Raw genomic sequence first — 22,119 nt, 5'->3', positions numbered from 1 at the left:
TCCTGATCTTCGAGCGAAACATACCGGTATGTGTCAAAAAGTGATTTTAATAGTGTTGTTTTGCCCGATTGCCGGGGGCCGGTTACTGCAATAATCGGAAACTTGTCTTTTTGGGCTAAAATATGAGCTCCCAATTGCCTGGTTATTAACTCTTTTTTCATCATTCAGCGATATATAATTACAAATATACATAATACATACTTATAATATTACATAATATGCTATTTGAATAATACATAAGAGATAATTAAAAAATTACATGAATGATACTCTTGTGTTCCCGTTTTAACATTTTTCCATAGTAATTTTACCCTACATCATCTGGGGAAGCGTCACTGCGACATCAGGCCTTAGCGGGAAGGTGGCAGTCTCCTTATAAGTATGCGCGGATCTTTGGATTATCAGCCGGGGTATGTTGCATAAGGCCAAGAGATGGCCACGTCGCATCCTGCCAGCCCACTGGCTGGCAGGGCGCTCCTCGCCAAGACGTGTGTTTGCTGTGTTATTTGAGAACTGTGGGCTTTCAGCCCGAAAAAACCTCTCCTCCTCTCCTCTTCTCCCCGTCTCCAAGTCTCTTTGTCTAACACCGTCATCACGAGAAGCCAACCTTAGGAGGCGACGTGGTGGTCTCTTCACAAATACCCTCACAAGTGCCTTTAATAAAACTGCCTCTATGTACTAAATTTATGGGGTCACTACTTCTTTGCTACTTTCTCGGAATACAAACTCATATTGATGACTTTTCTTAAAATACTTTACAGCTACTTTTTTAATATCCTCTGCAGTTAACGAACGGGCATATTGCATTACTTTTTCTTTTAATTCAGGCGTAGACGTATATCTGCCCAAAAAAAGCGGATCTTCCAAAATACTTTCTTTATTGTGCATATCTATCCCATGCTCTTTAATATCGGTTATCATAGTCTTGCACTCCGATCGTATCCAATCTAATTCATCATCGAGGGCGTCCACAAAAATAGCGAGGTTATATAAAGCATCAGCTTTCAAATACTGACCATTTACAGATTCAGCATATGTACCTGTGCCTACAATAAAACGAAGCTCCTTATCGACTTTACGATAAAGGTATATGTGAATAATATTCATAATAACACGGTCTTTCCAGTTATCTTCTGGAATCGGAAAGACATAAGATAAGACATAAGGGGTGAAATAAAGTTTATAGGTAGTTTTCATTTTATCAGCATAAAAAGTGTGGTAAACGGGACCTGGAGGTAATTCAATCCCCTTTTTATCAAAAGTATTGACCGTTGAACAAACCACTTGACTAGTTGTAGACAGGTTTCCCAAATACTTTTGCAATAAGGGTAAAACCTGTTCTTTTTTGTACCTGCCCTTAACCACAAAAGTAAAATCAGAAGCATTTCCAAAAATAGCCTTATAGTATCCCATAGCCTTTTCATAGGTTACATTTTGCGATTGGTAAAATTGATCCGTACTTATCTGACTCGACGAGGTTCTTAAAGCCTGAACATTTAAAAACGCTGCAATAGCATTTTTTATATCTGTTTTCGGGGATCCTCCCACATTTCCCCTTTTACCAAAATAGCGCTGTCGTATTTGATCTTGCCATTGTGCAAATGCTATGGGATCTTCTTTGGGTGACGTAAAATACAGATAGATCAATTGCAGATATTGCTCTAGGTCTTCCAATGTTGCCCGTGTACTGACCGTCGAAGTATCATATTTAATTTGCAATTGTACCGGTTCGGTGTTAAGTGGGAACTCTTTTCCCAATTTATCTCGAATGGCCTTTCTATCAAAATCTCCTACACCACTGAGTTGAACTATTTTCGGGGCGCTGATCGCCGCATAATACGCTTCTTTTGGAAAACAGGATGTCCCCCTTGGGCTGCTTCCGCTTACCGTGATGCTTTCAGCGCCAGTACTTGAGGGTTCTTGTCGATCCAACAACAATTTTACCCCATTTTCCAGTTCCAGTATTTCGAATCCGGTATCCGGGTTTGTTCCTATTTTTTGATAGGTCACCACCTTTAAGCCTTCTACCTCTTTAGCACTCATCAGGGGAGATTTCTTTTCGCCCACCGGGATTAAAGATGCTATATCAATAGCTTTTTCAATTTCAATAGGCTGTTCCATTGCTTCTTTGATCCAGCCCCGCACTTGTTTTTCGGTAAAGGATAAGGCAGGATGGCCAGCGGAGGCAGTTATATAAATATCATCTGGCATCACCGAAAAATTGTCCTGCAAATAGCGGTTGATATCCTTTAGCCTAAGGCTCTCAATCCATTGTTTGGTCAGCGCTTTTTTATGGGCAGGTAAGAGCTCTCCATAAACAAAATGGTTTTCCAGTTCTTTTTCCCAATACTTTCTGATGCTGGTGCCTTTGGAAGTAATCTGATTGAGCATCAATTGTTTTCGCTTGTCCCATTCCTTTTGGGTAAAGCCCTCTTTCCGTAATTGTTGCAATATGCTTACTACCCTTTGGAGGTTTTCCCGTTCACTCCCCGGTTTATTTTCTATGGGCTGCATCTGGTAATAAGGATATCGCCTTTCAGGAAGTTCCCTACCCTCGATGACACCTCCAATAGACCATGAAGGAACTCCCTTTTCCCTGAGTCGTTGGTCAATCATACTATACATTGTCTTGTACAACTGTTCATTTAGCCACTTCTCTTTTGTATTGAGTGCCTTATGGAATTTCTTTACCCGGAAAGACAAGGTTATTTTAGAATGCGATTTATTCCAGTCAGAAAATCGACCCAGTTCCATTCGTTCCACGGTTTTAAACCGTGGAGGAACAGAAAGGTAAAATTGACGTAAATCAAATCCATCTTCATGTTTAACTTTTGCTTTTGGAATCTTACTGTATAGTGCACTAATTTGTTGTTCCAGATTATCCATATCCTGGATATTACCGGTGATGACCAACCCCATACGATCCGGCCGGTACCAGCGGTGGTAAAACTCACGTACGGAAGGTACAGAAATCCCTCCCATTTCATAAGTGGAAAGCCAATTGGCATATGGGCTTTCTCCTTCTTTGTCAAAGAATATGGTCGCTTCCCTAATATGCTCGTCAAAATAGCTGTTTAAACCAACCCCAGGCGTCTGCTTATAAACGAACTCCTGCCTTACACAACGAGCTTCACGTAATACCACCGATTCTTTCAACTCCATATTGGCAATATTGGCAAACCACTGTAAACAATCTTTTAAGGATGTAGTATCTTCTGCCTGAACACTACTCCAATATGGTGTGTATAAATCCGCTGTCATAGCATAAGTAGTATTCCCTGATTTTTTAAATGCATCACCATTTTTCGAGTAGAAATATTGTACGTAACCTTCTGCATATCCCATATGCTCCAGTAGATGGGCATATTGTGTTTGTAGTAGTCTTTCATTATACTCACCCACCTTTACATAAAATCGCAAACTGATTTTATCCGTATCTAGGGTCGGTTTTAAATAATAGGTAAAGCCATTGGGTAAAACTCCTGTACGGATACTTTTATCCAAAGCAAGTGAGTCCTTTAATGTACTCCCGAACACCGCATAGGAGTTCATCGAAAGTAAAAGCACATAGACTAACGTATAACCACTTAATCTTTTTAAGTATTTCATTGTATAAACTGATTTTGTCATTCTATTAGTTCATTAATTACCATAGCCGTCATTTTGGGAAAGAAAAGGATTTTTTAGACGCTCCTCTCCCGGAATGGGGTATAATACATCGGTATTTTGCCAGCTTGGGTCATCACCAAATACAGTTTTTGCCTGACCTGTTCGTTTAAGATCAAACCATCGATGTCCCCATTCGGAAAACAATTCCCTTGAGCGTTCTAACATGATAGAATCCAGTAGTGATTGCTGCCCGATGTCGGGATTATTATCCGCAAGTAAATCAATGCCTGCCCTTTCACGGATATGGTCGAGATCTTCTATCGCCTCAGTAAGTTTGTTTTGCATGGCACGAGCCTCAGCGCGTATCAGGTATTGCTCGGCTAGACGTATCACCATACTGTATTGTTCAGTAGTTCCGGTAATATCAAACCAGTACTTTTCAGCAAAATATGCTTGCTCGGTTTCCGAAATGGCTTCCCCTATCCATACCCGCCGGGTATCTAAAGGTGCAAAGGAGTGGATAAGGTTATCCGTTAGGGCGGTATTTCCTGTGATGGTGCTACCAGTAGTACTACTATGGGGACGCAACAGAAAATGGGTCGCCTCTTCGGGAACAAAATTGTCAACTCCATCTGGGGTAATTTGCCAGATGGCTTCCTGACTATTGGCTCTAAAAACATTTTCCGGTGCCACCAAGTCGTATACATCGGTACGGTCGATGACCTCAGTGCTAAAAATTTCTGCATTGACCCAATCTTCTCGGTACAGATATACCCGTGCTCGTAAGGCCTCTACCACGGTACGATTAACATAGTACCGTTCTCCATTGGTGTATTCCGTTGCTTCCTGAAGTAAAGTTATCGCTTCATCTAGATCTCTTTCAATCTGTTGCCATACCTCTTCCACGGGATTACGTGGAGCTACCGCGTTAAGGTGGTAATCAGAAGTCAGCAATAGAGGGACCTCCCCGTAAAGATTGGTCAGGTAGAAGTAAGTAAACGCACGTATAAAGAGTACCTGCCCGCGTAATTCTTGACGTAATTCCTTACTGACCGAGGCATTTTCCAATCCCTCCAAGGCGCGGTTTGCCATATAAATTATATTATAGGCGCTGCTCCATATATTTTGGTTAAATGTAGCGTCTGTGGTATTTATTGAAAATAATTCATGCTGGTTAAAAGGCAGGTAGGTATCTGTTCGTGCAAACAGCAGATCGCCACTCATTGCCCCTAATAGGGAGACTCCATAAGTGGAGAAGTTAGCCTCATATAATTGATTGTAAATGCCTTTAACCGCTGCAATGGTTGTTTCTTCTTTGCTGTAAACATCATCGGTCACCATCTGAAAATTGGGCGAGTCGATATCCACAAACTCCTTACAGGATTGCAGACCGCATAAAAATAGAAAGGTCACTATCCCAATAGTATATATTTTTTTCATGGTATTTCAATTTAAAAGGTGAGTTGTAAGCCGGCCGAGAATATACGTAAGGGGGGAAGGGTTGCTATCCCCCCACTTTCCACATTAAGCCCAGGATAGGAGGTGATAGTCAATAGGTTCTGCCCTGTGACAAATACCGACCCGTTATTAAGACCTATGGCTCGGATCCAGGCTAGTGGCAAATTGTACACCAGTGAAACATTTTTAAGTCGTAGATAGGACCCATCTACCGTATTGTAGCTCGATTGTAAATAATACCTATATAATGAACTATCAAGACTACCCGGGCTTAGTTCTCCGTTTTCCCACATTTGATATTGTTCCAGCGCATAGTTTCTGGTTGTACTTGCAGGCAGACTATTAAATAGAGAGAAAGGTCGTGACGCCTGTCGTTTTACAAAATCTACTTGGATATCCAGTTTCCACTGTTTATACGACAAACTATTGCGAAAGCCTCCGAAATATTTCCTGGACCGATTTTGTACCAAGATGCGATCGGTAACATTATCCAAAATGCCATTGCCATCCACATCCGTAAAATCAAATTGTCCTGCTTCATTTTTCCCTATATAGTCGAAAAGAAAATAAATATTCAGAGGTTCGCCCACTCGGTATTGGGTAGCATAAGGAGTGAGTTCTATATCCGGGAAGGCAACCAATTTATTTTTGGGAAGGCTCAGGTTAAAGTGAGCGTCCCAACGGAACGCTTTGGTTTTAATCGGTGTTGCAGAAAATTCAACTTCCCATCCTGTATTTTGCACCGTAGCAGGCAGGTTAGCCTGTACACTGGAAAAGCCGGTCATAAATGGTAGGGTGTAGCCTACCAATTGATTGGAAGAACGGTTGCGGTACCAACTAAGCCCCAACTGAATGCGGTCCTGCAAAAATCCCAATTCCAGGGCTGCCTCCAGTTTTTTGTTCTTTTCCCATGCAAAATTGTCATTGTACAATTGGGTCGGGTATAATCCACCCGGGGCATTAGTAGCCTCATAACTGTCGATATATTGATAATCCCCGATCTGGTCATTTCCGGTAACGCCATAACTCCCCCTTAACTTACCAAAGCTCAACCAGGGCAGGTGATTTTTAAACAGAGCCGTTTCGGTAAAAATATAGGCGGCGCCCAGCGCACCAAAATTGGAAAAACGCTTGCCCGGTCCAAAACGGGAAGAACCATCCCGACGCCCCGTTAGGTTGAGGTAGTATTTTTGTTTCCAATTGTACCCTATACGCCCAAATACTGCCTGATACCTGTATTCGAAGATTCTTCCCCCCAAACCGATTCTAGAATCAGCAGCGGTAATATCACCAGATAGGGATTCATCCACAAAGCCTAGTCCGTAGATATACGATGAGGTGTTTTCATTGCTTTGAAAAGTAGCGCCAAAAAGCACATCTAATTTTCCCTGAAATAAATCAGTAACATAGCTTAGTTGCGGCTCTACGATCCAGGAGGTTCGTTTGGCATGGTTAATGGAAGTCTTTGCCAAATTAATCCCTACCCCCCGATCTGCAGGTGCAAAAAACAATAAACTCTGTTTGGATACGGCTTCTCTTCGGTTTGCTGTATAGCCCATACTGGCTTTAAGCATCAATCCTTTCTTTAAGTTATAGGATACGGTAAGGTTTGCAATCAGACTGTTGACATCAGCATCGGTCATTTTGTATTTAGAACGTAAAGGATTATAAATTGTCGAACTATTCATTTCTTCCCACCCTTCCCAATGCAGGCTTCCATCGTCATTATATAGCTTAGGGGCAATGGGAGCAGAATAAATAGCGCTCAGTATGTCGGCGGTAGGAGTCGAGTGTGTTTTATCTACCCCATAGGTGCCCGAGAATTGCAATTTCCACTTTTTATTATCGGAGATATGGTTGATCTTTACCCCGAAAGTCAATTTCTTATAATTAATATCCACGGGAAATACGGTCCCCTGATCCGAATATCCCCCCGTCAACCTAAAGGAAGTGTTTTCGTTTCCGCCGGAGGCTGAGATATTGAGATTGGAAAATTGGGCTGTACCGCCAATAAGTTCGTCCTGCCAATCCGTATAACGGGTGGTATCCCAATTCAGCAGGTCGCGGGCGTAATAAAAATGTAAGGGGTTGTCTTCTCCAAATCCACTGTTGTTTAGGAAGGCTTGGCGAAAGGCGACATACTGTTCGGAGTTCAGCATTTTTTCCCGTCGTTCTACCTGCCCCACCCCGGAATACCATCTTGCCTGTAGTTGGGTCTTTTGCGCCTCGTTTCCGACTTTTTTGGTGGTAATCAACACCACCCCATTCGCTCCCCGGGAGCCGTAAATGGCGGTAGCATCGGCGTCTTTTAATACTTCAATACTTTCAATATCCGACAGGTTTAAAGTGCTCAAGGGGTCTATTCCGACTCCGTCCTCTATTAAATAAGCATACCCTCCTAAGGGAGAGTGGTCATCTAAAGGCTCCGAATTTATCGGTACGCCATCTACAATATACAGGGGGTAATTTCCTTCCTCCCTTAAACTGTTGGTACCCCTAATGCGTATTTTCGGGGCTGCCCCGGGCATCCCGCTAAACTGGTCAATTTCCACCCCAGCCATACGGCCTTGCAGCGCCTCCAACGGGCTTACGATAGGCTGTAAAGTGATTTCTTCTCCACTTACCCTACTGACATTACCTGTTCTTTCTCGTTCTTTTACGGTGTAGTACCCCGCATTGACCACCACTTCATCTAGGGCAGACACATCCTCCTCCATCCGGACATCTATATTCGTCAGTCCTTCTACCGGGATTTCTACGGTTTTATAACCCATAAAAGAAAAAGTCAATACATCCGTTTCCTGCACTGTAATCCTATACTTCCCATCGAAGTCTGACATGGTGCCTTGTTGTGTGCCTTTTATTATGATATTTACTCCGGGGAGGGGATTGCCTTCCGGGTCGGTGATGGTACCGTTTACCTGAAGTTGCTGAGGGGTATGCTCTACCGCTTTTGAGGTAGGCGAAACATCTTTTTGTAGAGGGACCTTGGGTTGAGCGGTTAGAATGATGTTTTTACCGGCTATTTCGTATAAAACCCCAGTTCCTTTAAACAATAGTTCCAGAATGCTTTCGATCTTCTCTTTACGCACCTTTAGGGTCACCTTGCGTTGTAGGTCCACTTCTGTTTCTTGATAGTGGAACTGAAAATCTGTAGTGCTTTCAATCTTATCCAGTACCTGGTGCACAGGAACTTCGGTTACGTTCAGCGACACCTTGGTGCTTTGCGCATACCCGTCGTGGGCTCTGATTTGCAAGAGAATGACCAGAAAAAAAAGTAAGGAGAGTTTCATTTTTAGGTCTAATTTTGGGAAAAGGGATATCCATTCCCAGTGGTTGGTAATAATTTTCATAATTTAGTGTTCGATTTAGTTACTTGTCAGAATTAAATCACAGTTTATTGTCGGAGGGTGTTAGCGCACCCTCTGATGCTTTCTACCCGGGGCTATCTTGTGAATAGCGCATACCGGATCGAGCAATAATTCGATAATTACTGCTTCATATCTTATAGGGTTTAAGGTTAGATTCGCTTTTTTTTCAGGTAATCAGGATTATAGATCGGGCGGGGCGATCACGACGGTATTTCCGTCTATGGTGTAATCAAAGGCTTTTAATTTTTTAAGGATGTTTAGCACCAGCTCCAAAGACCCTCCATGTTTAAAGGAGCAAGTCATTCGCTCTACATTGAGCTCAGGATAGGTATTGTCTATACTTACGTTATACTGCCTTTCCAGTTTTTTAAGGATCAGCTCAAACGGATCGTTTAGAAAATAAAGCTCCCCGGATGTCCAGGCTGTGTATTTGCGAATGTTGACCTCTTCAAGTGCGATCTCCCCCTGTTTAAAAACAGCTCGCTGTCCGGGTTTGATTTTTACGGGTTGGGCCTTATTCGCTTCGTCGGGGTACACCCCTACACTTCCCTCTACCAGTACGGTATAGGTATTGCCCTCGTTTTTATAACTGGTCACATTGAATTTTGTACCGTAAACTCGGGTGTTCATCTGTTGGGTCCTTACCGTAAACGGTCTGTGCTCGTCTTTGGCGACCTCAAAAAAGGCCTCTCCGTCCAGAAAAACATCTCTGGGCTGTCCGGGCAGGAACTGCACCGGATAACGCAAATGGGAGCCGGCATTCAAATATATATGAGAGTCATCACTGAGTACTAATTCAAATGTTCTGCCATAGGGTACTGTCAGTTCATTATATACCAGCTCCCTTGCGTTTTTGTCGTTTTCGTAAATAAGAATGTTCTGCTGTTGACTCCCCAAATGTTGCCCGGCTTCCGTGGTGATCGTACGGGTATCGCGCTCGTCGATTACCTGCTCGCTACCGTCCTGTAATTGCAGGGTGATTTGGGGTGGGATTTGCACTGTTGTTCCGCTCTTAAATAAGTCCAATTCGTATACGGTATAAATCCCCAGCCCCAATACCAGTATAAAACCGACTGCGAGGAGGAGTTTTTTGCCGCGATTTCTTATCGGCAATTCTTTGACTTTCTCCTCTTGGTTTCTCTCTACAGCAGTTTCTACACCTTCTCCCCACTGCTTTTCCCGCAGGCGTTGGAGCACTTCAATACGATCCCGTTCCCGAAAGCTGTCGTTCTCCTCCATTCCGGACTTCATAGTTATAAGCATGGTCCTCGCTCGGCTAACGCTTTGCTTTTGTTCGGGATAGTGTTTCAGATAGGTCGCCCAATAAGCATCAGACTCCTCATCGGGGTGAAACACCCATTGCACAAAGGCTTCATCCTTACATAACGCTGTAGCACTATATCGCTTTTGTTTCATCATTTTTACTCTTCCCACCCTGTCCCTAAGGTGGTTTCTATTTATAAAGAGGGAAAAGTTGGATTTGTTCAGTAAATCGGGAAGTTTTTTTGACTTTTTAAAATAAGATATTGATTATCAGTATGTTTTAAAACGCTAAAAATTTATATATAACGGGAAAGTACTTGGGAAAGCTCTTCTATTGCCTTGGAAAAGTGGTAATAAACATCGCCTTTTTTAATCCCCATAAGCTCGGCTACCTGCTGGTGAGTTAAACGAGAGTGAAACTTTAGCATTAGGATTTCCTGCTGTTTTGGAGTGAGCTTTTTTACTGCGTGTTGAAGTTGGTCGTGGAGCCGATCGGTATGTTTTATATCCTCCATTTGTTCGGCTTCTGCTCTAACGCCCTCCTTGTCCATTTCTTGGACGAGCTTCAGATGCTTGCCCTGTTTTTTTTGTGACTGCAACAACTTTCTCCTAAAACTGATAAAAAGATAGGATGCGACGGATTTGACAACGCCCAAACTCTCTCTTTTAACCCATAGGAGTTCAAAGAGGTCGTGTATAACGTCTTTCACCATCTCCCGATCGCGAACTAGGAACATTCCGTAATCGTAAAGGCTGTCAAAATTTTGGAGGTATATGGTCTCAAATGCCCTGCGGTCACCGGCTCGAAACTGCTCCCAAACAGCGCGACCATCTACGAGAAAAGGTTCGGTAGCCTTTTCGGCCTCCTGTGCACTACCTCTATATACTGTAAAATCAGCTTTCATACGTCGGACATTATTTCCGGGTAAGCCCCTGAAATGGTTTGTACTGCGACCACCCCTCCTAAAATCAAAATAAAACCGACCGACAACAACGCGAACAACAATGATCAGAAATCGCAAAATCTCCTTCCTCGTCGTAAGGCAGTCCGGTTCAGTTCTGTGATTTTTAGGGGGTATGGTGGGACAAAATGCTTGTTTACAGTGCTATATAAGGATGTAAGCGCAAGCCAAAGTTAACAATAAATTTGAAGATTTTGCAAATCACATAAAATTTAGCCTCCATTTTTCTTCTAAAAAAGGAGTGGGGTATTAGTGGTCTCTTCGCAAACACACCCAAACCACTGGCTGGAAAGATAAGGAAAAATTTAAACAATTTCTTATATGGCGCAAAACAGCTTTTTCGCGCCACTTTTTGTTATTTTTGGCGCGTAAATCCATAGGAACGATGGCCGGAATGAAATTAAACACTCAGGCATCTTCACAAGTTGAAGAAATCAAAGCTGTGTTACAACAAGCGGGTTCAGAAGGTGCCACAAAAGATGAAATCCGCAAGGCAATCCGGGTAGAAGTCCCCCACCGCACCTTGCAAAGACGGTTGGCATACATCCACTTTTGGTAAATAACCTGCTCGCCGCATATGAACTGAACAGGGTGGAACTATTGAAAGATGTGTTTCTTTGGGCTTACAAACGGTCATCAGCGCGTTATGCCGCAATTCGTCAATCCCTCGACAAGCTCGGGACGACAAAACTGCCTATCAATCAAGTTTTTCCGATAGTTTTTTAAAGACTTTTTTAGGATTTTTCCCTTCGTAGAGTATGTTGTACACCGCGTCGATAATGGGGGTTCTGACCTTCTTTTCGCTCTTTTCGCTCAACAGATGGGCGCTTTTTGCGGCGTAATAACCTTCGGCTACCATACTCATTTCCATCATAGCCGATTTTACGGTATATCCCTTGCCTATCATATTGCCGAACATTCTGTTTCTGGAAAAGACCGAATATCCGGTGACTAGCAAATCACCCAGGTATGCAGAATTGTTGATATTTCGTTTCATGCGGTGTACGCGCTTTATAAACTTGCGCATTTCGCGTATAGCATTGCTCATCAATACACTCTGGAAATTGTCGCCATACCCCAGTCCGTGCGCGATACCGGCGGCTATGGCATATATATTTTTAAGCACTGCAGCGTATTCTGTACCGATAATATCGTCCGAAATTTTGGTTTTGATATACTCGCTCGAAAGATTGTTTCCTACCAATTTGGCCTTTTTTTCGTCGGCACAAGCAATGGTGAGATAAGACAAGCGCTCCAACGCTACCTCTTCGGCATGACAAGGTCCGGTGATCACTCCAATATTTTCATAAGGGATATCGTATGTATTGTAAAAATGTTCTCCGACGATAAGTCCGGTTTCAGGGACTATCCCCTTGATGGCCGAAAATACAATCTTACCCTTTAGCGATTCTTCCAATTTTTCCAATTCAGTCTGTAGAAATGCGGAGGGAACTACAAAAATGAGCACATCGGCATAGCGCACAGCTTCATTGAGGTCGTTGGTGAGGCGCAATTGTTCCGGGTGGAATTCTACCGCACTCAGATAATTGGGGTTATGTCCCTGGCTCTGTATATGTGCTTTTACCATTTCACTTCGCATATACCACCCCACTTCCTCTAGGTTTTCGGTCAGCATCTTTACAATTGCCGTCGCCCAGCTCCCTCCTCCTATGACTGCAAATTTCTTGTCGCTCATAAATACTGTTTTTTGGATACTCGCTGTTATAGCAGTTCGTAAATATTTACCCGTCAAAAATAACCAAAAAACTGCACCTCTATCGGTTTTTGACTATTTAGATGGACAAGTGTTTGACGATTCAACTTCGCAGATCGATCTAAACTTCTCAATACAAGATTTTAACATTAGTTTATGTTTTTTCGCACAATTATTGCCTGATAATCACGTTATGGATGAAAACAAACGGATCGTTTTGTGTAACAAACACATGTAGGAAATTAACGATTAGTTGATTTTTGGTTAGTTAGTTTGGAAGGCGCCTTTTTCTGTGTTTAAAGCGAGGGCGCTTTCCTTTTTTAACAACACAGACTTTCGCTATATGGTGAAAAAAGAATAATTTCACCGGGAAAAGGCGATACATTGAACCGAGTCTGGTATTTCATAAAAAAACATCCGATAAAAACTGCAACGCTAACACTGCTGTTAGTCGCTTATTATTTCTGTTTGCCTTCTCCGCTGTTTCGCGCTCCCTACTCTACAGTGATTGAAAGTCGCAAGGGCGAATTGCTGGGCGCCAGAATAGCCGACGACGGACAGTGGCGGTTTCCGGAGAGCGACAGCATACCCGAAAAGTTCAAGCAGTGTATTTTGCATTTTGAAGACGAATACTTCTACTACCACCCCGGTATCAACCCGATTTCTACAGCTCGCGCTCTATGGCAAAATATCCGTTCGGGCAGAGTGGTGAGTGGTGGCAGCACCATCACCCAGCAAGTGATTCGCCTCTCCAGAAAAGGCAGGGAGCGCAGTTATCTAGAAAAACTTATCGAGGCTATACTCGCTACTCGACTAGAACTAAGGTATTCCAAAGAAAACATTCTCAATCTATACGCTTCTCACGCTCCTTTTGGCGGCAATGTGGTAGGACTGGAGGTAGCTGCCTGGAGGTATTTTGGGGTACAGCCACATCAGCTATCTTGGGCCGAAAGCGCTACTCTTGCAGTATTGCCCAACGCACCTGCGCTGATTTACCCCGGTAAAAACCAACAAGAATTACTGCAAAAACGCAACAGACTATTGCGAAAATTATCAGATCAAGGAGTACTAGACACAACGGCGTATCAGCTGGCCATAGCCGAACCGCTACCACAGCGCCCCTTTCCGCTTCCGCAGTATGCGCCCCACCTATTGCAATACGGAGGAAACCAACTCCCGGGCAGGAAAATACGAACCACCATAGATCCCAGTCTGCAACAGCGAGTAAACGATATTGTAAACCAACACTACAACACCCTCAAACAGAACGATATTTACAATGCTGCCGTACTGGTTTTAGATGTCAAAACACGTAAAGTACTGGCCTATACAGGCAATACCCCTACCGATAAAGCTCATCAGAAAGATGTAGATATCATACACGCCCCGCGCAGTACCGGCAGTATCATGAAACCACTGCTCTACGCAGCTGCCTTAGACGCCGGAGAGCTGTTGCCTCGAAGCCTAATAGCCGATATCCCCACACAAATATCGGGCTATACTCCTGAGAACTTCGACCCTAAATACGACGGGGCAGTAGCTGCAAATCAAGCTCTGATACGCTCGTTAAACATTCCGTTTGTGCGAATGCTACAGGAATATGGGCTGGAACGCTTTCGCGATAAGTTGGACGGTTTTAAACTCAAAGATATAAACAAAGCTGCCGACTACTACGGTCTTACCCTTATCCTGGGAGGTGCAGAAAGCAATTTATGGGATCTGTGTAAGACCTATGCAGCCTTGGCCGGTACCGTAAATCACTTTTCTGAAACTTCTAGTGAATACTATAGTGGAGAATTTACCGAACCGATATGGGCAGAAGGACAGAAAACCGATTTTGGAAAACTTGGATCGGAAAAAACCATCTTCGATGCCGGGAGTATATACCTTACGCTCCAAGCTATGCAAAACCTAAACCGCCCCGGAAATAACCAAGCCTGGCGCTACTTTGAGTCGTCGAAAAACATTTCATGGAAAACCGGTACCAGTTTCGGCAACCGCGATGCCTGGGCTATAGGGGTTACTTCAGACTATGTAGTGGGTGTATGGGCGGGTAACGCAGACGGAGAAGGACGCCCCGGACTCACCGGTGCCACCTCGGCTGCCCCACTGATGTTTGACGTATTCGATGCCTTGCCGCGCTCTCTGCCGTTTGAGGTTCCTTACGACGAGCTCACAGAGGTTGAGGTTTGTCGCAACAGTGGTTATCTCGCTACTCCTATCTGCCCGTCCGTAAAAAATTGGGTACCTCAAAGTGGTACACATACCGCTCCCTGCCCGTATCACCACTTGGTTCACCTAGACCACAACAGACAATTCAGGGTAAACTCTTCCTGTGAAAACATCGCCGATATAGTTACCGAACCCTGGTTTAGCCTGCCGCCCGTTATGGCTTTCTATTACAGAAAAAATCACGCAGACTACAAAAGCCTGCCGCCTTTCAGGGCAGACTGTCTCACCGAAAACCAGCGCAGTATGGATTTTATATATCCTCCCGAAGGCAAAAATATCATACTGCCCAAAGATTTTGACGGCAATACCAATCCTTTGGTGATAAAAATAGCACATTCCAAACCTGGAACTCCGGTGTTTTGGTATTTGGACGAGCAATTTATAGGGACTACCCAAACTTTTCACGAGATGTCTGTGCTCCCCGAAACGGGCAAACACCTCATTACAGCCATCGATAGTGACGGCCTAGAAATCAAGAGATGGATAGATGTAAAGCGGTAGGAAAACAACTTCAAATTGCCCTTAAAATCTACTAAAAAAACTCACTTTTTTACACCTTTACACATTTAACATTTTATTAACTCCATTTGGTTCGGTAAAAAACGAACCTTGCATATATTTGCCCGGAATTTTAATTAAGGTCTGTTATGCAGTATGAAGAATTAGAAAATGAAAAATGTAGTCTGATAGAGGAAATGGGGGTGTTTTTTGAGAGAAACGAAACTTTTTCCCCTCTGGCTGCAAGAATCTTTTCTGTACTGGTACTATCGGGAGAACAGGGAGTAACCTTCGAAGAGTTGTTAGAACGACTAGAAGCCAGCAAGAGTTCTGTGTCTACCAACCTACACCTTTTGCAATCGACTGGCAAAATCACCTATTTTACCAAGACCGGCGACCGCAAGCGTTATTTCAAAACCGCACCAGATCAGATACTGATACGAATGGACGAAAAAATAGAACAATGGGAAAAAGAGAAACGACTCTTGGAGAAAGTACATGGTTACCAGTTGAAGTGTAAAAAGTACTGTCCGGAAAGCGATACAAACAAGCTGAGTATACAATTCAACCAACACTATATCAAGTTTGCAGAGGCCATGATAAACAATTTGTTTGAATTAAGAAAAAATATGTCGAATACCTTAAACCAATTTAAATAACAGCAATGAGAACAGGAACTATTTTGAAATACGTGGTGGCTATAGCAGGAATTACGCCATTACTCATAGGTTGCAACGGAAAGCCGCAACAGGGGCAGATGGCTCAACAGCAAGTCTTGCCATTTCCCGTGACAAAAGTAGAGAGCAAGGAAGTGACTGCCTACAAGGTTTTCCCGACCAATATAGAAGGTATTATAAACAGTAACGTACGAGCCAAAGTTGCGGGATATATCAATGAAGTACTCGTAGATGAAGGGCAAAAAGTAAAAAAGGGACAGCCTTTGTTCCGATTGGAAACCGAATCCCTCTCTCAGGATGCTGAAGCTGCAAAAGCCAGCATCAACGTAGCTCAGGTTGAACTCGACAAACTAAAACCTTTGGTTGAAAAGGGAATTGTTGGCGAAGTACAACTGGAAACCGCCAAAGCCAACCTGGCACAAGCTAAGAGCAACTACAACAGTATTATGGCCAATATAGGCTATGCTACCGTAAAAAGTCCGGTAAACGGTTATGTAGGCGCCATTCCTTTCCGTCTCGGAACTCTGGTGAGCCCAAATGATCAAGTGCCGCTAACTACGGTATCAAACACCGACGAGGTGTACGCCTATTTTTCATTTAACGAAAAAGACTATCTGAACTTTTTGGAAAACACTCCCGGAGAGACCCTCAAAGAAAAAATAGAGAATTTCCCGGAAGTTACCCTCCAACTGGCCAACGGCTCTATTTACAGTCACAAAGGCAAGATACAAACCGTAACCGGTCAGATAAACCAGAGCACAGGTACGGTGAGCATCAGGGCTATATTCGATAATCCGGAACGCCTTATTGCCAACGGTAACAGCGGTAAGATCTTGATCCCGACTACCTATACCGAACTGCCTGTAATCCCACAAGCGGCCACCTTTGAAAGACAAGGCCAGATTATGGCGTTTACAACAGATGGCGAAGGAGTGATAAATCCGGTGACTATAGAGGTAAAAGACAACGTAGACAATCTCTATGTAGTTGGCTCAGGCTTGAGCGTAGGAGACCAGATCGTTACCAGTGGAGTTGGAAAGTTGAGGGCAGGTATGAAGATCGCTCCTCAGGAAGTTTCATACGACAGTGTTACCAAGCCTATAAAAGTATCATTCAGAAACTAAACCAAGCCTTAAAAAGTACGATATGTTAAAAAAATTTATAGAGAGGCCCGTTTTATCAACGGTAATCTCCATCCTGATAGTAATCCTTGGGGTTTTGGGTATTTTTACCCTACCTATGGAGCAATACCCCGACATCGCTCCGCCAACGGTTCAGGTAAGAGCTACCTATCCGGGGGCTAATGCCGAAACCGTTATGCAGAGTGTGGTAATCCCCATAGAAGAGCAGGTAAACGGTGTGGAGGGGATGACCTATATCACCTCCGAAGCCACTAACTCCGGAAGCGCGACCATTACCGTTTATTTCAATCAGGAAATGGATGCCGATATCGCTGCAGTAAACGTACAGAACAGGGTGGCTCGCGCCAATCCGTTACTTCCCCAAGAAGTAATACAGACAGGGGTTATTACACAAAAGCAACAGACCAGTGCCCTGATGTTTATGTCGTTCTACTCCACCAACGAAGATTACGACGCGACATTTCTTCAAAACTACTTGAGTATCAACGTAGTGCCTGAATTCAAAAGGGTGACAGGGGTAGGTGATGTCAATGTATTTTCAGGCAACGATTACGCCATGCGTATCTGGTTGCAACCGGAAAAACTCGCGGCATACGACCTTATGCCTTCCGATGTGGCTGCAGCCTTGAGAGAGCAGAGTCTCGAGGCCGCGGCAGGATCACTGGGAGAAAACAGCGGTGAAGCCTTTTCTTATGTCATCCGATACAGCGGAAGGTATAAAACAGAAGCACAGTACGGAGAAATCATCATCAAGGCCCTCGGTAATGGAGAATATCTGCGACTTAAAGACGTGGCTGATATCGAACTGAGCGGACAGATGTATAATGTAAACTCCAATACCAAAGGATATCCTTCGGTAAATATGGCCATCTACCAGACCAAAGGATCTAATGCACAGGAGATCATCGAAGAGATACTCGGCAGACTGGACGAAATGAAAGCAGATTTTCCCGAAGGTATAGAACCCTATATCCCATACAACACCAACGACTTCCTCGAAGCCTCTATAGACAAGGTGATAAGCACCCTTATAGAAGCCTTTATACTGGTGTTTATCGTAGTGTTTATATTCCTTCAAGACGTAAGGTCTACCCTGATACCCGCCATCGCTGTTCCGGTGGCCATTATCGGTACTTTCTTCTTCCTGAATATCTTTGGCTACTCCATAAACCTGCTCACGCTGTTTGCCTTGGTTCTGGCAATTGGTATTGTGGTGGACGACGCCATTGTGGTGGTCGAGGCCGTACACGCAAAGATTGAGGAAGGAGGGGCCAAAACCGCCATGGATGCCACCGTAAATGCCATGAGTGAAATTTCCGGGGCAATTATATCCATTACTTTGGTGATGTGTGCAGTATTCGTTCCGGTAACCTTTATTCAGGGACCTACAGGGGTGTTTTACGAACAATTTGGTATTACACTGGTGGCAGCGATTATGATTTCGGCGGTAAACGCCCTTACGCTGAGCCCTGCCCTGTGTGCCCTCTTCCTGAAAACACATACCGAAGAGGAGAAAAAGAATATGAGCTTCTTGCAACGCTTTTACGACGCGTTCAACAAAGGTTTTAACGCCACTACAGAACGATACGGAAGAGCGCTCTCATTCTTATACAGACACAAGTGGATTACTCCGGTAGTTGTTATAGCTTCTGTAGCAGGTATCTTATGGGTCAACTCCAACATACCTTCAGGGTTTATCCCCAACGAAGACCGTGGAATCGTATTTACCAACGTCGAGCTCCCTCCGGGATCATCTCTCGACAGAACCAAAGAGATCACCGATCAGCTGGCTGAAAAAGCAAAACAACTGCCCGGTGTAGAAGGGGTTTCTATGATCAACGGTTTTAGTATGCTAAACGGACAAGGGAGTAACAACGCCCTCGGCTTTGTAAAACTGAAAGACTGGGACGAGCGGACTACAGACGAACTCTCATCGGATGCTATCACCGGACAACTCTTCGGAATAGCCGCTACCATACCCGGAGCCAACATCCTTTTCTTTGCCCCACCCAGTGTGCCCGGATTTAGTAGTTCTGCCGGTGTGGAGATCAACCTGCTCGACCGTTCAGGCGGTGATTTTAAAGAACTGGACCAAGCTACCCAGCAATACATTATGGGGCTGATGTCTCACCCTGAGATACAATACGGACAAACAGGTTTTAGCACTAATTATCCTCAGTATGAGATGGAAGTAAATGTACCGCTGGCCAAAGACAAAGGAGTACCTGTAAGCGATATCTTTGCGACCTTGCAAGGGTATATTGGAGGACTTTACTCTGCCGATTTTGCTCGCTTTGGTAAACAGTACAGGGTGTATATACAATCTCTGCCTGAAGACAGAGAGACTATCGATGCCATGGATCAGCTCTATGTACGCACCAAAGACGGAATGGCTCCTGTATCGCAGTTTGTCTCTTTGAAACGGGTATACGGCCCCCAGTCTGTAAAGCGTTTTAACCTCTTTAATGCAACGACAATCAACGCTGCCATGAATCCCGGATTCAGTACCGGTAACGGAATTGAAATTGCAAATGCAGAGGCTGCTAAACTGGACGCCAACTACGGTATTGCCTTTTCTGGGCTTACCCGTGAAGAGGTTAATGCAGGTAGCCAAACTATACTGATTTTTATATTGAGTATTGTATTTGTATACTTCTTGCTGGCAGCACAATACGAGAGCTACCTATTGCCTTTCTCTGTATTGCTCTCGCTTCCGCTCGGAGTATTTGGGGCCTACTTTACCACCATGTTGGTAGGACTGGAAAACAATATTTACTTCCAGATTGCACTCATCATGCTACTTGGACTACTGGCCAAGAATGCGATCCTTATCGTAGAGTTTGCCATCCAAAGGCGAAGACGAGGAGAATCGTTGGTAGATGCGGCCATTCACGGTGCTAAGGCGCGTTTGCGACCTATATTGATGACCTCTTTTGCCTTTATTCTCGGACTGATGCCGTTGGCACTGGCCGGAGGAGTTGGTGCGGTAGGTAATAATTCTATCGGTACCGGTGCTGCAGGAGGTATGCTTATCGGTACTGTTCTTGGGGTATTTATCATCCCTATACTCTTTATAGCCTTCCAATGGCTGCAGGAACGCATCAGCAGAAAACCCGTAGTACAGGTTGTAGAAGAATCACAAGAAAGCTAAAAACACCATAGGATAATATGAACCATAAAAGAATTTTCAAAATAACTGCGATAGCGGGATTTGCATTACTCATGCAATCCTGCTTCGTAGCCAAAACCTACGATCGCCCGGAGGTCAAGGAAGCCGAAGGCACCTACCGAACGGATCAACTGCCACAGGACAGCCTGACTATGGCCGACGTGACCTGGGAAGAACTGTTTACCGATACCTATCTCCGCAATTATATAAGACAGGGACTGGAAAACAATCTCGACATTCGTATCGCTATACAGCAGATCAATGCCGCGGAAGCCTATATGAAACAAGGAAAGGCAGGTTATTTTCCGAGCCTGAGCGTCGGGGCCGATGCCACCCATCAATTTCTCTCTAAAAACAGCCAGTTCGGAGCGGTTTTCGATGGTGGAGAAATGACCCAATACCAACTTACCGGAAATCTCTCGTGGGAGGCCGATATCTGGGGTAAGATACGAAGTAATCGAAGGGCATTTTTGGCTTCGTACTTGCAAACCGTAGAAGCTCACAAAGCTGTGAAAACTGAGCTTATCGCAGCTATAGCCTCTACCTATTACCAACTGCTGGCATTAGACGAACAAAAGAAAATTACCGAAGAGACCATTGCCAACAGAAAGAGCAGTTTGGAAACTACCAGCGCACTGAAAGAAGCCGGAACGGTAACCGAGGTAGCGGTAAAACAGACCGAGGCTCAGTTGCATACGGCCGAAGCCATACTGGTAGATATCAATGCCAATATCAAACTGGTGGAAAACACCTTGAGTATATTGCTAGGAGAGGCGCCACAACAAATAGAGCGAAGCACTCTGGACAGCCAGAAGATCGATACCGAACTCCGCATTGGAGTACCGGCCCAACTGTTGCAAAACCGTCCGGATGTGATGGCAGCCGAATACGGACTGGTCAATGCTTTTGAACTGACCAATGTGGCGAGAAGCAATTTCTATCCTTCGCTTACCCTATCGGCTACCGGAGGTTTGCAAAGTATCGAATTTGACAAATGGTTTGATTCAGGTTCCCTTTTTGCTACCATAACAGGAGGATTGTTACAACCTATATTCAACAAGAGACAGATCAGAACACAGTACGAGGTGTCTAAAGCACAACAGGAATCTGCCTTGTTGCAATTCCGTCAAACCCTGCTCAACGCCGGTAAAGAGGTATCCGATGCTCTCTATACCTATCAGGCGGAAACCGAAAAGATAGACATTAGAGAAAAAGAGTTCAACGCCTACAAACTGGCAACGGAATACTCTGAAGAGCTACTCAACAACGGTATGGCCAACTATCTCGAGGTACTTACCGCCAAAGAACAGGCCCTCAATTCGGAACTGAATTTTATAGATGCAAAATTCCAGCAACTCAACGCGGTAATATCACTCTATAAAGCACTGGGCGGAGGCTGGAAATAGGCTTTCGCAAATAGTTTAAAGAGGCTGTCTTTGCTGTACAATCCAAACATAAGCAAAGACAGCCTCTCCTTTTTAAAACATCTAAATTAAACGTATCAGTCCATATCCCAGTCTTTATATGGACGACGACTCAGCTGGGAGTTGTAATACCTGATATCTCCGGTCACCTCTTTACCGAGCCAATCCGGCCGGTAAAAATCTTCGTCTTCTGAGGTCAGTTCGATCTCCGCAATAATCAGTCCCGCGTTGTCCCCGAGAAACTCGTCTACTTCAATCAGGTGTTTTTCCGTTTTTATCTCGTGTCTTATTTTTTCTATCACTCCCTTTTCACACAGGCCCAAAAGAGCCTCTGCATCGGTTACAGAAATCGCTTTCTCCCATTCAAATCGCGACAATCCGCTTTGGTTGGATTTGCCCTTGACGGTAATAAATCCCTTATCTCCCTTTATGCGAACCCTCACAGTTCTTTCGGGATGAGTGTTTAAAAAACCCTGTACAATGCGAACGGCAGACTGTGCTTCTTTGCGGAACACCTCTGATTTCACTAAAAATTTGCGCTCAGTTTCTATCATTGTGGTTTTATTGGGCAAAGTTTCGGAACTTTGTAAAGTTAGCTAA

14 protein-coding genes are annotated in these 22,119 nt (G+C 44.1%); 6 read left to right on the top strand and 8 right to left on the bottom strand.

All coding sequences use genetic code 11. From position 1 onward, the window contains the following. The 6 genes from ACYZZR_RS03640 to ACYZZR_RS03615 form a co-directional block, all read right to left on the bottom strand. On the bottom strand, window positions 1-161 hold a 161-nt coding region (locus ACYZZR_RS03640), incomplete at its 3' end, for an AAA family ATPase (protein ID WP_461532638.1). Window positions 162-684: 523 nt separating this feature from the next. Further along, window positions 685-3,609: a M16 family metallopeptidase gene (locus tag ACYZZR_RS03635; RefSeq protein WP_461532635.1), complete on the bottom strand. Its 2,925-nt coding sequence runs from the start codon at window positions 3,607-3,609 to the stop codon at window positions 685-687. Window positions 3,610-3,642: 33 nt separating this feature from the next. Continuing rightward, window positions 3,643-5,049, bottom strand: a complete 1,407-nt coding sequence (locus tag ACYZZR_RS03630; RefSeq protein WP_461532634.1) for a RagB/SusD family nutrient uptake outer membrane protein — start codon at window positions 5,047-5,049, stop codon at window positions 3,643-3,645. A gap of 11 nt (window positions 5,050-5,060) precedes the next feature. Further along, on the bottom strand, window positions 5,061-8,420 hold the full coding sequence (locus ACYZZR_RS03625; RefSeq protein ID WP_461532633.1) for a SusC/RagA family TonB-linked outer membrane protein: 3,360 nt from the start codon (window positions 8,418-8,420) through the stop codon (window positions 5,061-5,063). A gap of 198 nt (window positions 8,421-8,618) precedes the next feature. Next, window positions 8,619-9,872, bottom strand: a complete 1,254-nt coding sequence (locus tag ACYZZR_RS03620) for a FecR family protein (protein ID WP_461532632.1) — start codon at window positions 9,870-9,872, stop codon at window positions 8,619-8,621. A gap of 125 nt (window positions 9,873-9,997) precedes the next feature. Beyond that, the gene (locus tag ACYZZR_RS03615) at window positions 9,998-10,606 is read right to left on the bottom strand and encodes an RNA polymerase sigma factor (RefSeq protein WP_461532631.1); all 609 of its coding nucleotides are present in this window, start codon (window positions 10,604-10,606) and stop codon (window positions 9,998-10,000) included. A gap of 442 nt (window positions 10,607-11,048) precedes the next feature. Between ACYZZR_RS03615 and ACYZZR_RS03610 the strand changes: the two genes are divergently transcribed. After that, window positions 11,049-11,222 carry a hypothetical protein gene (locus ACYZZR_RS03610; protein WP_461532630.1) on the top strand — a complete coding sequence of 58 codons (174 nt, stop codon included), beginning with the start codon at window positions 11,049-11,051 and terminating at the stop codon, window positions 11,220-11,222. A gap of 138 nt (window positions 11,223-11,360) precedes the next feature. Here ACYZZR_RS03610 and ACYZZR_RS03605 read toward each other — a convergent pair whose 3' ends face one another. Beyond that, window positions 11,361-12,359, bottom strand: a complete 999-nt coding sequence (locus ACYZZR_RS03605) for an NAD(P)H-dependent glycerol-3-phosphate dehydrogenase (RefSeq protein ID WP_461532629.1) — start codon at window positions 12,357-12,359, stop codon at window positions 11,361-11,363. A 402-nt stretch (window positions 12,360-12,761) separates the two neighbouring features. Between ACYZZR_RS03605 and pbpC the strand changes: the two genes are divergently transcribed. The 5 genes from pbpC (at window position 12,762) to ACYZZR_RS03580 (ending at window position 21,501) form a co-directional block, all read left to right on the top strand. Beyond that, window positions 12,762-15,110: a penicillin-binding protein 1C gene (gene pbpC / locus ACYZZR_RS03600; protein ID WP_461532628.1), complete on the top strand. Its 2,349-nt coding sequence runs from the start codon at window positions 12,762-12,764 to the stop codon at window positions 15,108-15,110. A gap of 146 nt (window positions 15,111-15,256) precedes the next feature. Next, a complete protein-coding gene (locus ACYZZR_RS03595; RefSeq protein WP_461532627.1) occupies window positions 15,257-15,766 on the top strand; it encodes a GbsR/MarR family transcriptional regulator in 510 nt (169 codons plus the stop codon). A 5-nt stretch (window positions 15,767-15,771) separates the two neighbouring features. Then, window positions 15,772-16,908, top strand: coding sequence for an efflux RND transporter periplasmic adaptor subunit (locus ACYZZR_RS03590; RefSeq protein WP_461532626.1), 1,137 nt, complete (start codon window positions 15,772-15,774; stop codon window positions 16,906-16,908). A gap of 22 nt (window positions 16,909-16,930) precedes the next feature. After that, window positions 16,931-20,077, top strand: a complete 3,147-nt coding sequence (locus tag ACYZZR_RS03585) for an efflux RND transporter permease subunit (protein WP_461532625.1) — start codon at window positions 16,931-16,933, stop codon at window positions 20,075-20,077. Window positions 20,078-20,094: 17 nt separating this feature from the next. Then, the gene (locus ACYZZR_RS03580) at window positions 20,095-21,501 is read left to right on the top strand and encodes an efflux transporter outer membrane subunit (RefSeq protein ID WP_461532624.1); all 1,407 of its coding nucleotides are present in this window, start codon (window positions 20,095-20,097) and stop codon (window positions 21,499-21,501) included. A gap of 95 nt (window positions 21,502-21,596) precedes the next feature. On the opposite strand, the gene ACYZZR_RS03575 is transcribed toward ACYZZR_RS03580, so the two are convergent. After that, window positions 21,597-22,073, bottom strand: a complete 477-nt coding sequence (locus ACYZZR_RS03575) for a CYTH domain-containing protein (protein WP_461532623.1) — start codon at window positions 22,071-22,073, stop codon at window positions 21,597-21,599. Window positions 22,074-22,119: the final 46 nt, after the last annotated feature.

The organism is Sinomicrobium sp. (assembly GCA_029266035.1).
Lineage (GTDB): Bacteria > Bacteroidota > Bacteroidia > Flavobacteriales > Flavobacteriaceae > Sinomicrobium.
The sequence above is the reverse complement of the archived record's forward strand: the minus strand, read 5'-3'. Positions and strand labels throughout refer to the sequence as shown.

What these genes read in the sequence shown, in the direction of transcription:
- ACYZZR_RS03615 (WP_461532631.1), bottom strand. Translation starts at nt 10,606, where the DNA reads ATGAAAGCTGATTTTACAGTATATAGAGGTAGTGCACAGGAGGCCGAA.
- ACYZZR_RS03585 (WP_461532625.1), top strand. Translation starts at nt 16,931, where the DNA reads ATGTTAAAAAAATTTATAGAGAGGCCCGTTTTATCAACGGTAATCTCC.
- ACYZZR_RS03580 (WP_461532624.1), top strand. Translation starts at nt 20,095, where the DNA reads ATGAACCATAAAAGAATTTTCAAAATAACTGCGATAGCGGGATTTGCA.
- ACYZZR_RS03635 (WP_461532635.1), bottom strand. Translation starts at nt 3,609, where the DNA reads ATGAAATACTTAAAAAGATTAAGTGGTTATACGTTAGTCTATGTGCTT.
- ACYZZR_RS03625 (WP_461532633.1), bottom strand. Translation starts at nt 8,420, where the DNA reads ATGAAAATTATTACCAACCACTGGGAATGGATATCCCTTTTCCCAAAA.
- ACYZZR_RS03575 (WP_461532623.1), bottom strand. Translation starts at nt 22,073, where the DNA reads ATGATAGAAACTGAGCGCAAATTTTTAGTGAAATCAGAGGTGTTCCGC.
- ACYZZR_RS03605 (WP_461532629.1), bottom strand. Translation starts at nt 12,359, where the DNA reads ATGAGCGACAAGAAATTTGCAGTCATAGGAGGAGGGAGCTGGGCGACG.
- ACYZZR_RS03630 (WP_461532634.1), bottom strand. Translation starts at nt 5,049, where the DNA reads ATGAAAAAAATATATACTATTGGGATAGTGACCTTTCTATTTTTATGC.
- ACYZZR_RS03595 (WP_461532627.1), top strand. Translation starts at nt 15,257, where the DNA reads ATGCAGTATGAAGAATTAGAAAATGAAAAATGTAGTCTGATAGAGGAA.
- ACYZZR_RS03590 (WP_461532626.1), top strand. Translation starts at nt 15,772, where the DNA reads ATGAGAACAGGAACTATTTTGAAATACGTGGTGGCTATAGCAGGAATT.
- ACYZZR_RS03610 (WP_461532630.1), top strand. Translation starts at nt 11,049, where the DNA reads ATGGCCGGAATGAAATTAAACACTCAGGCATCTTCACAAGTTGAAGAA.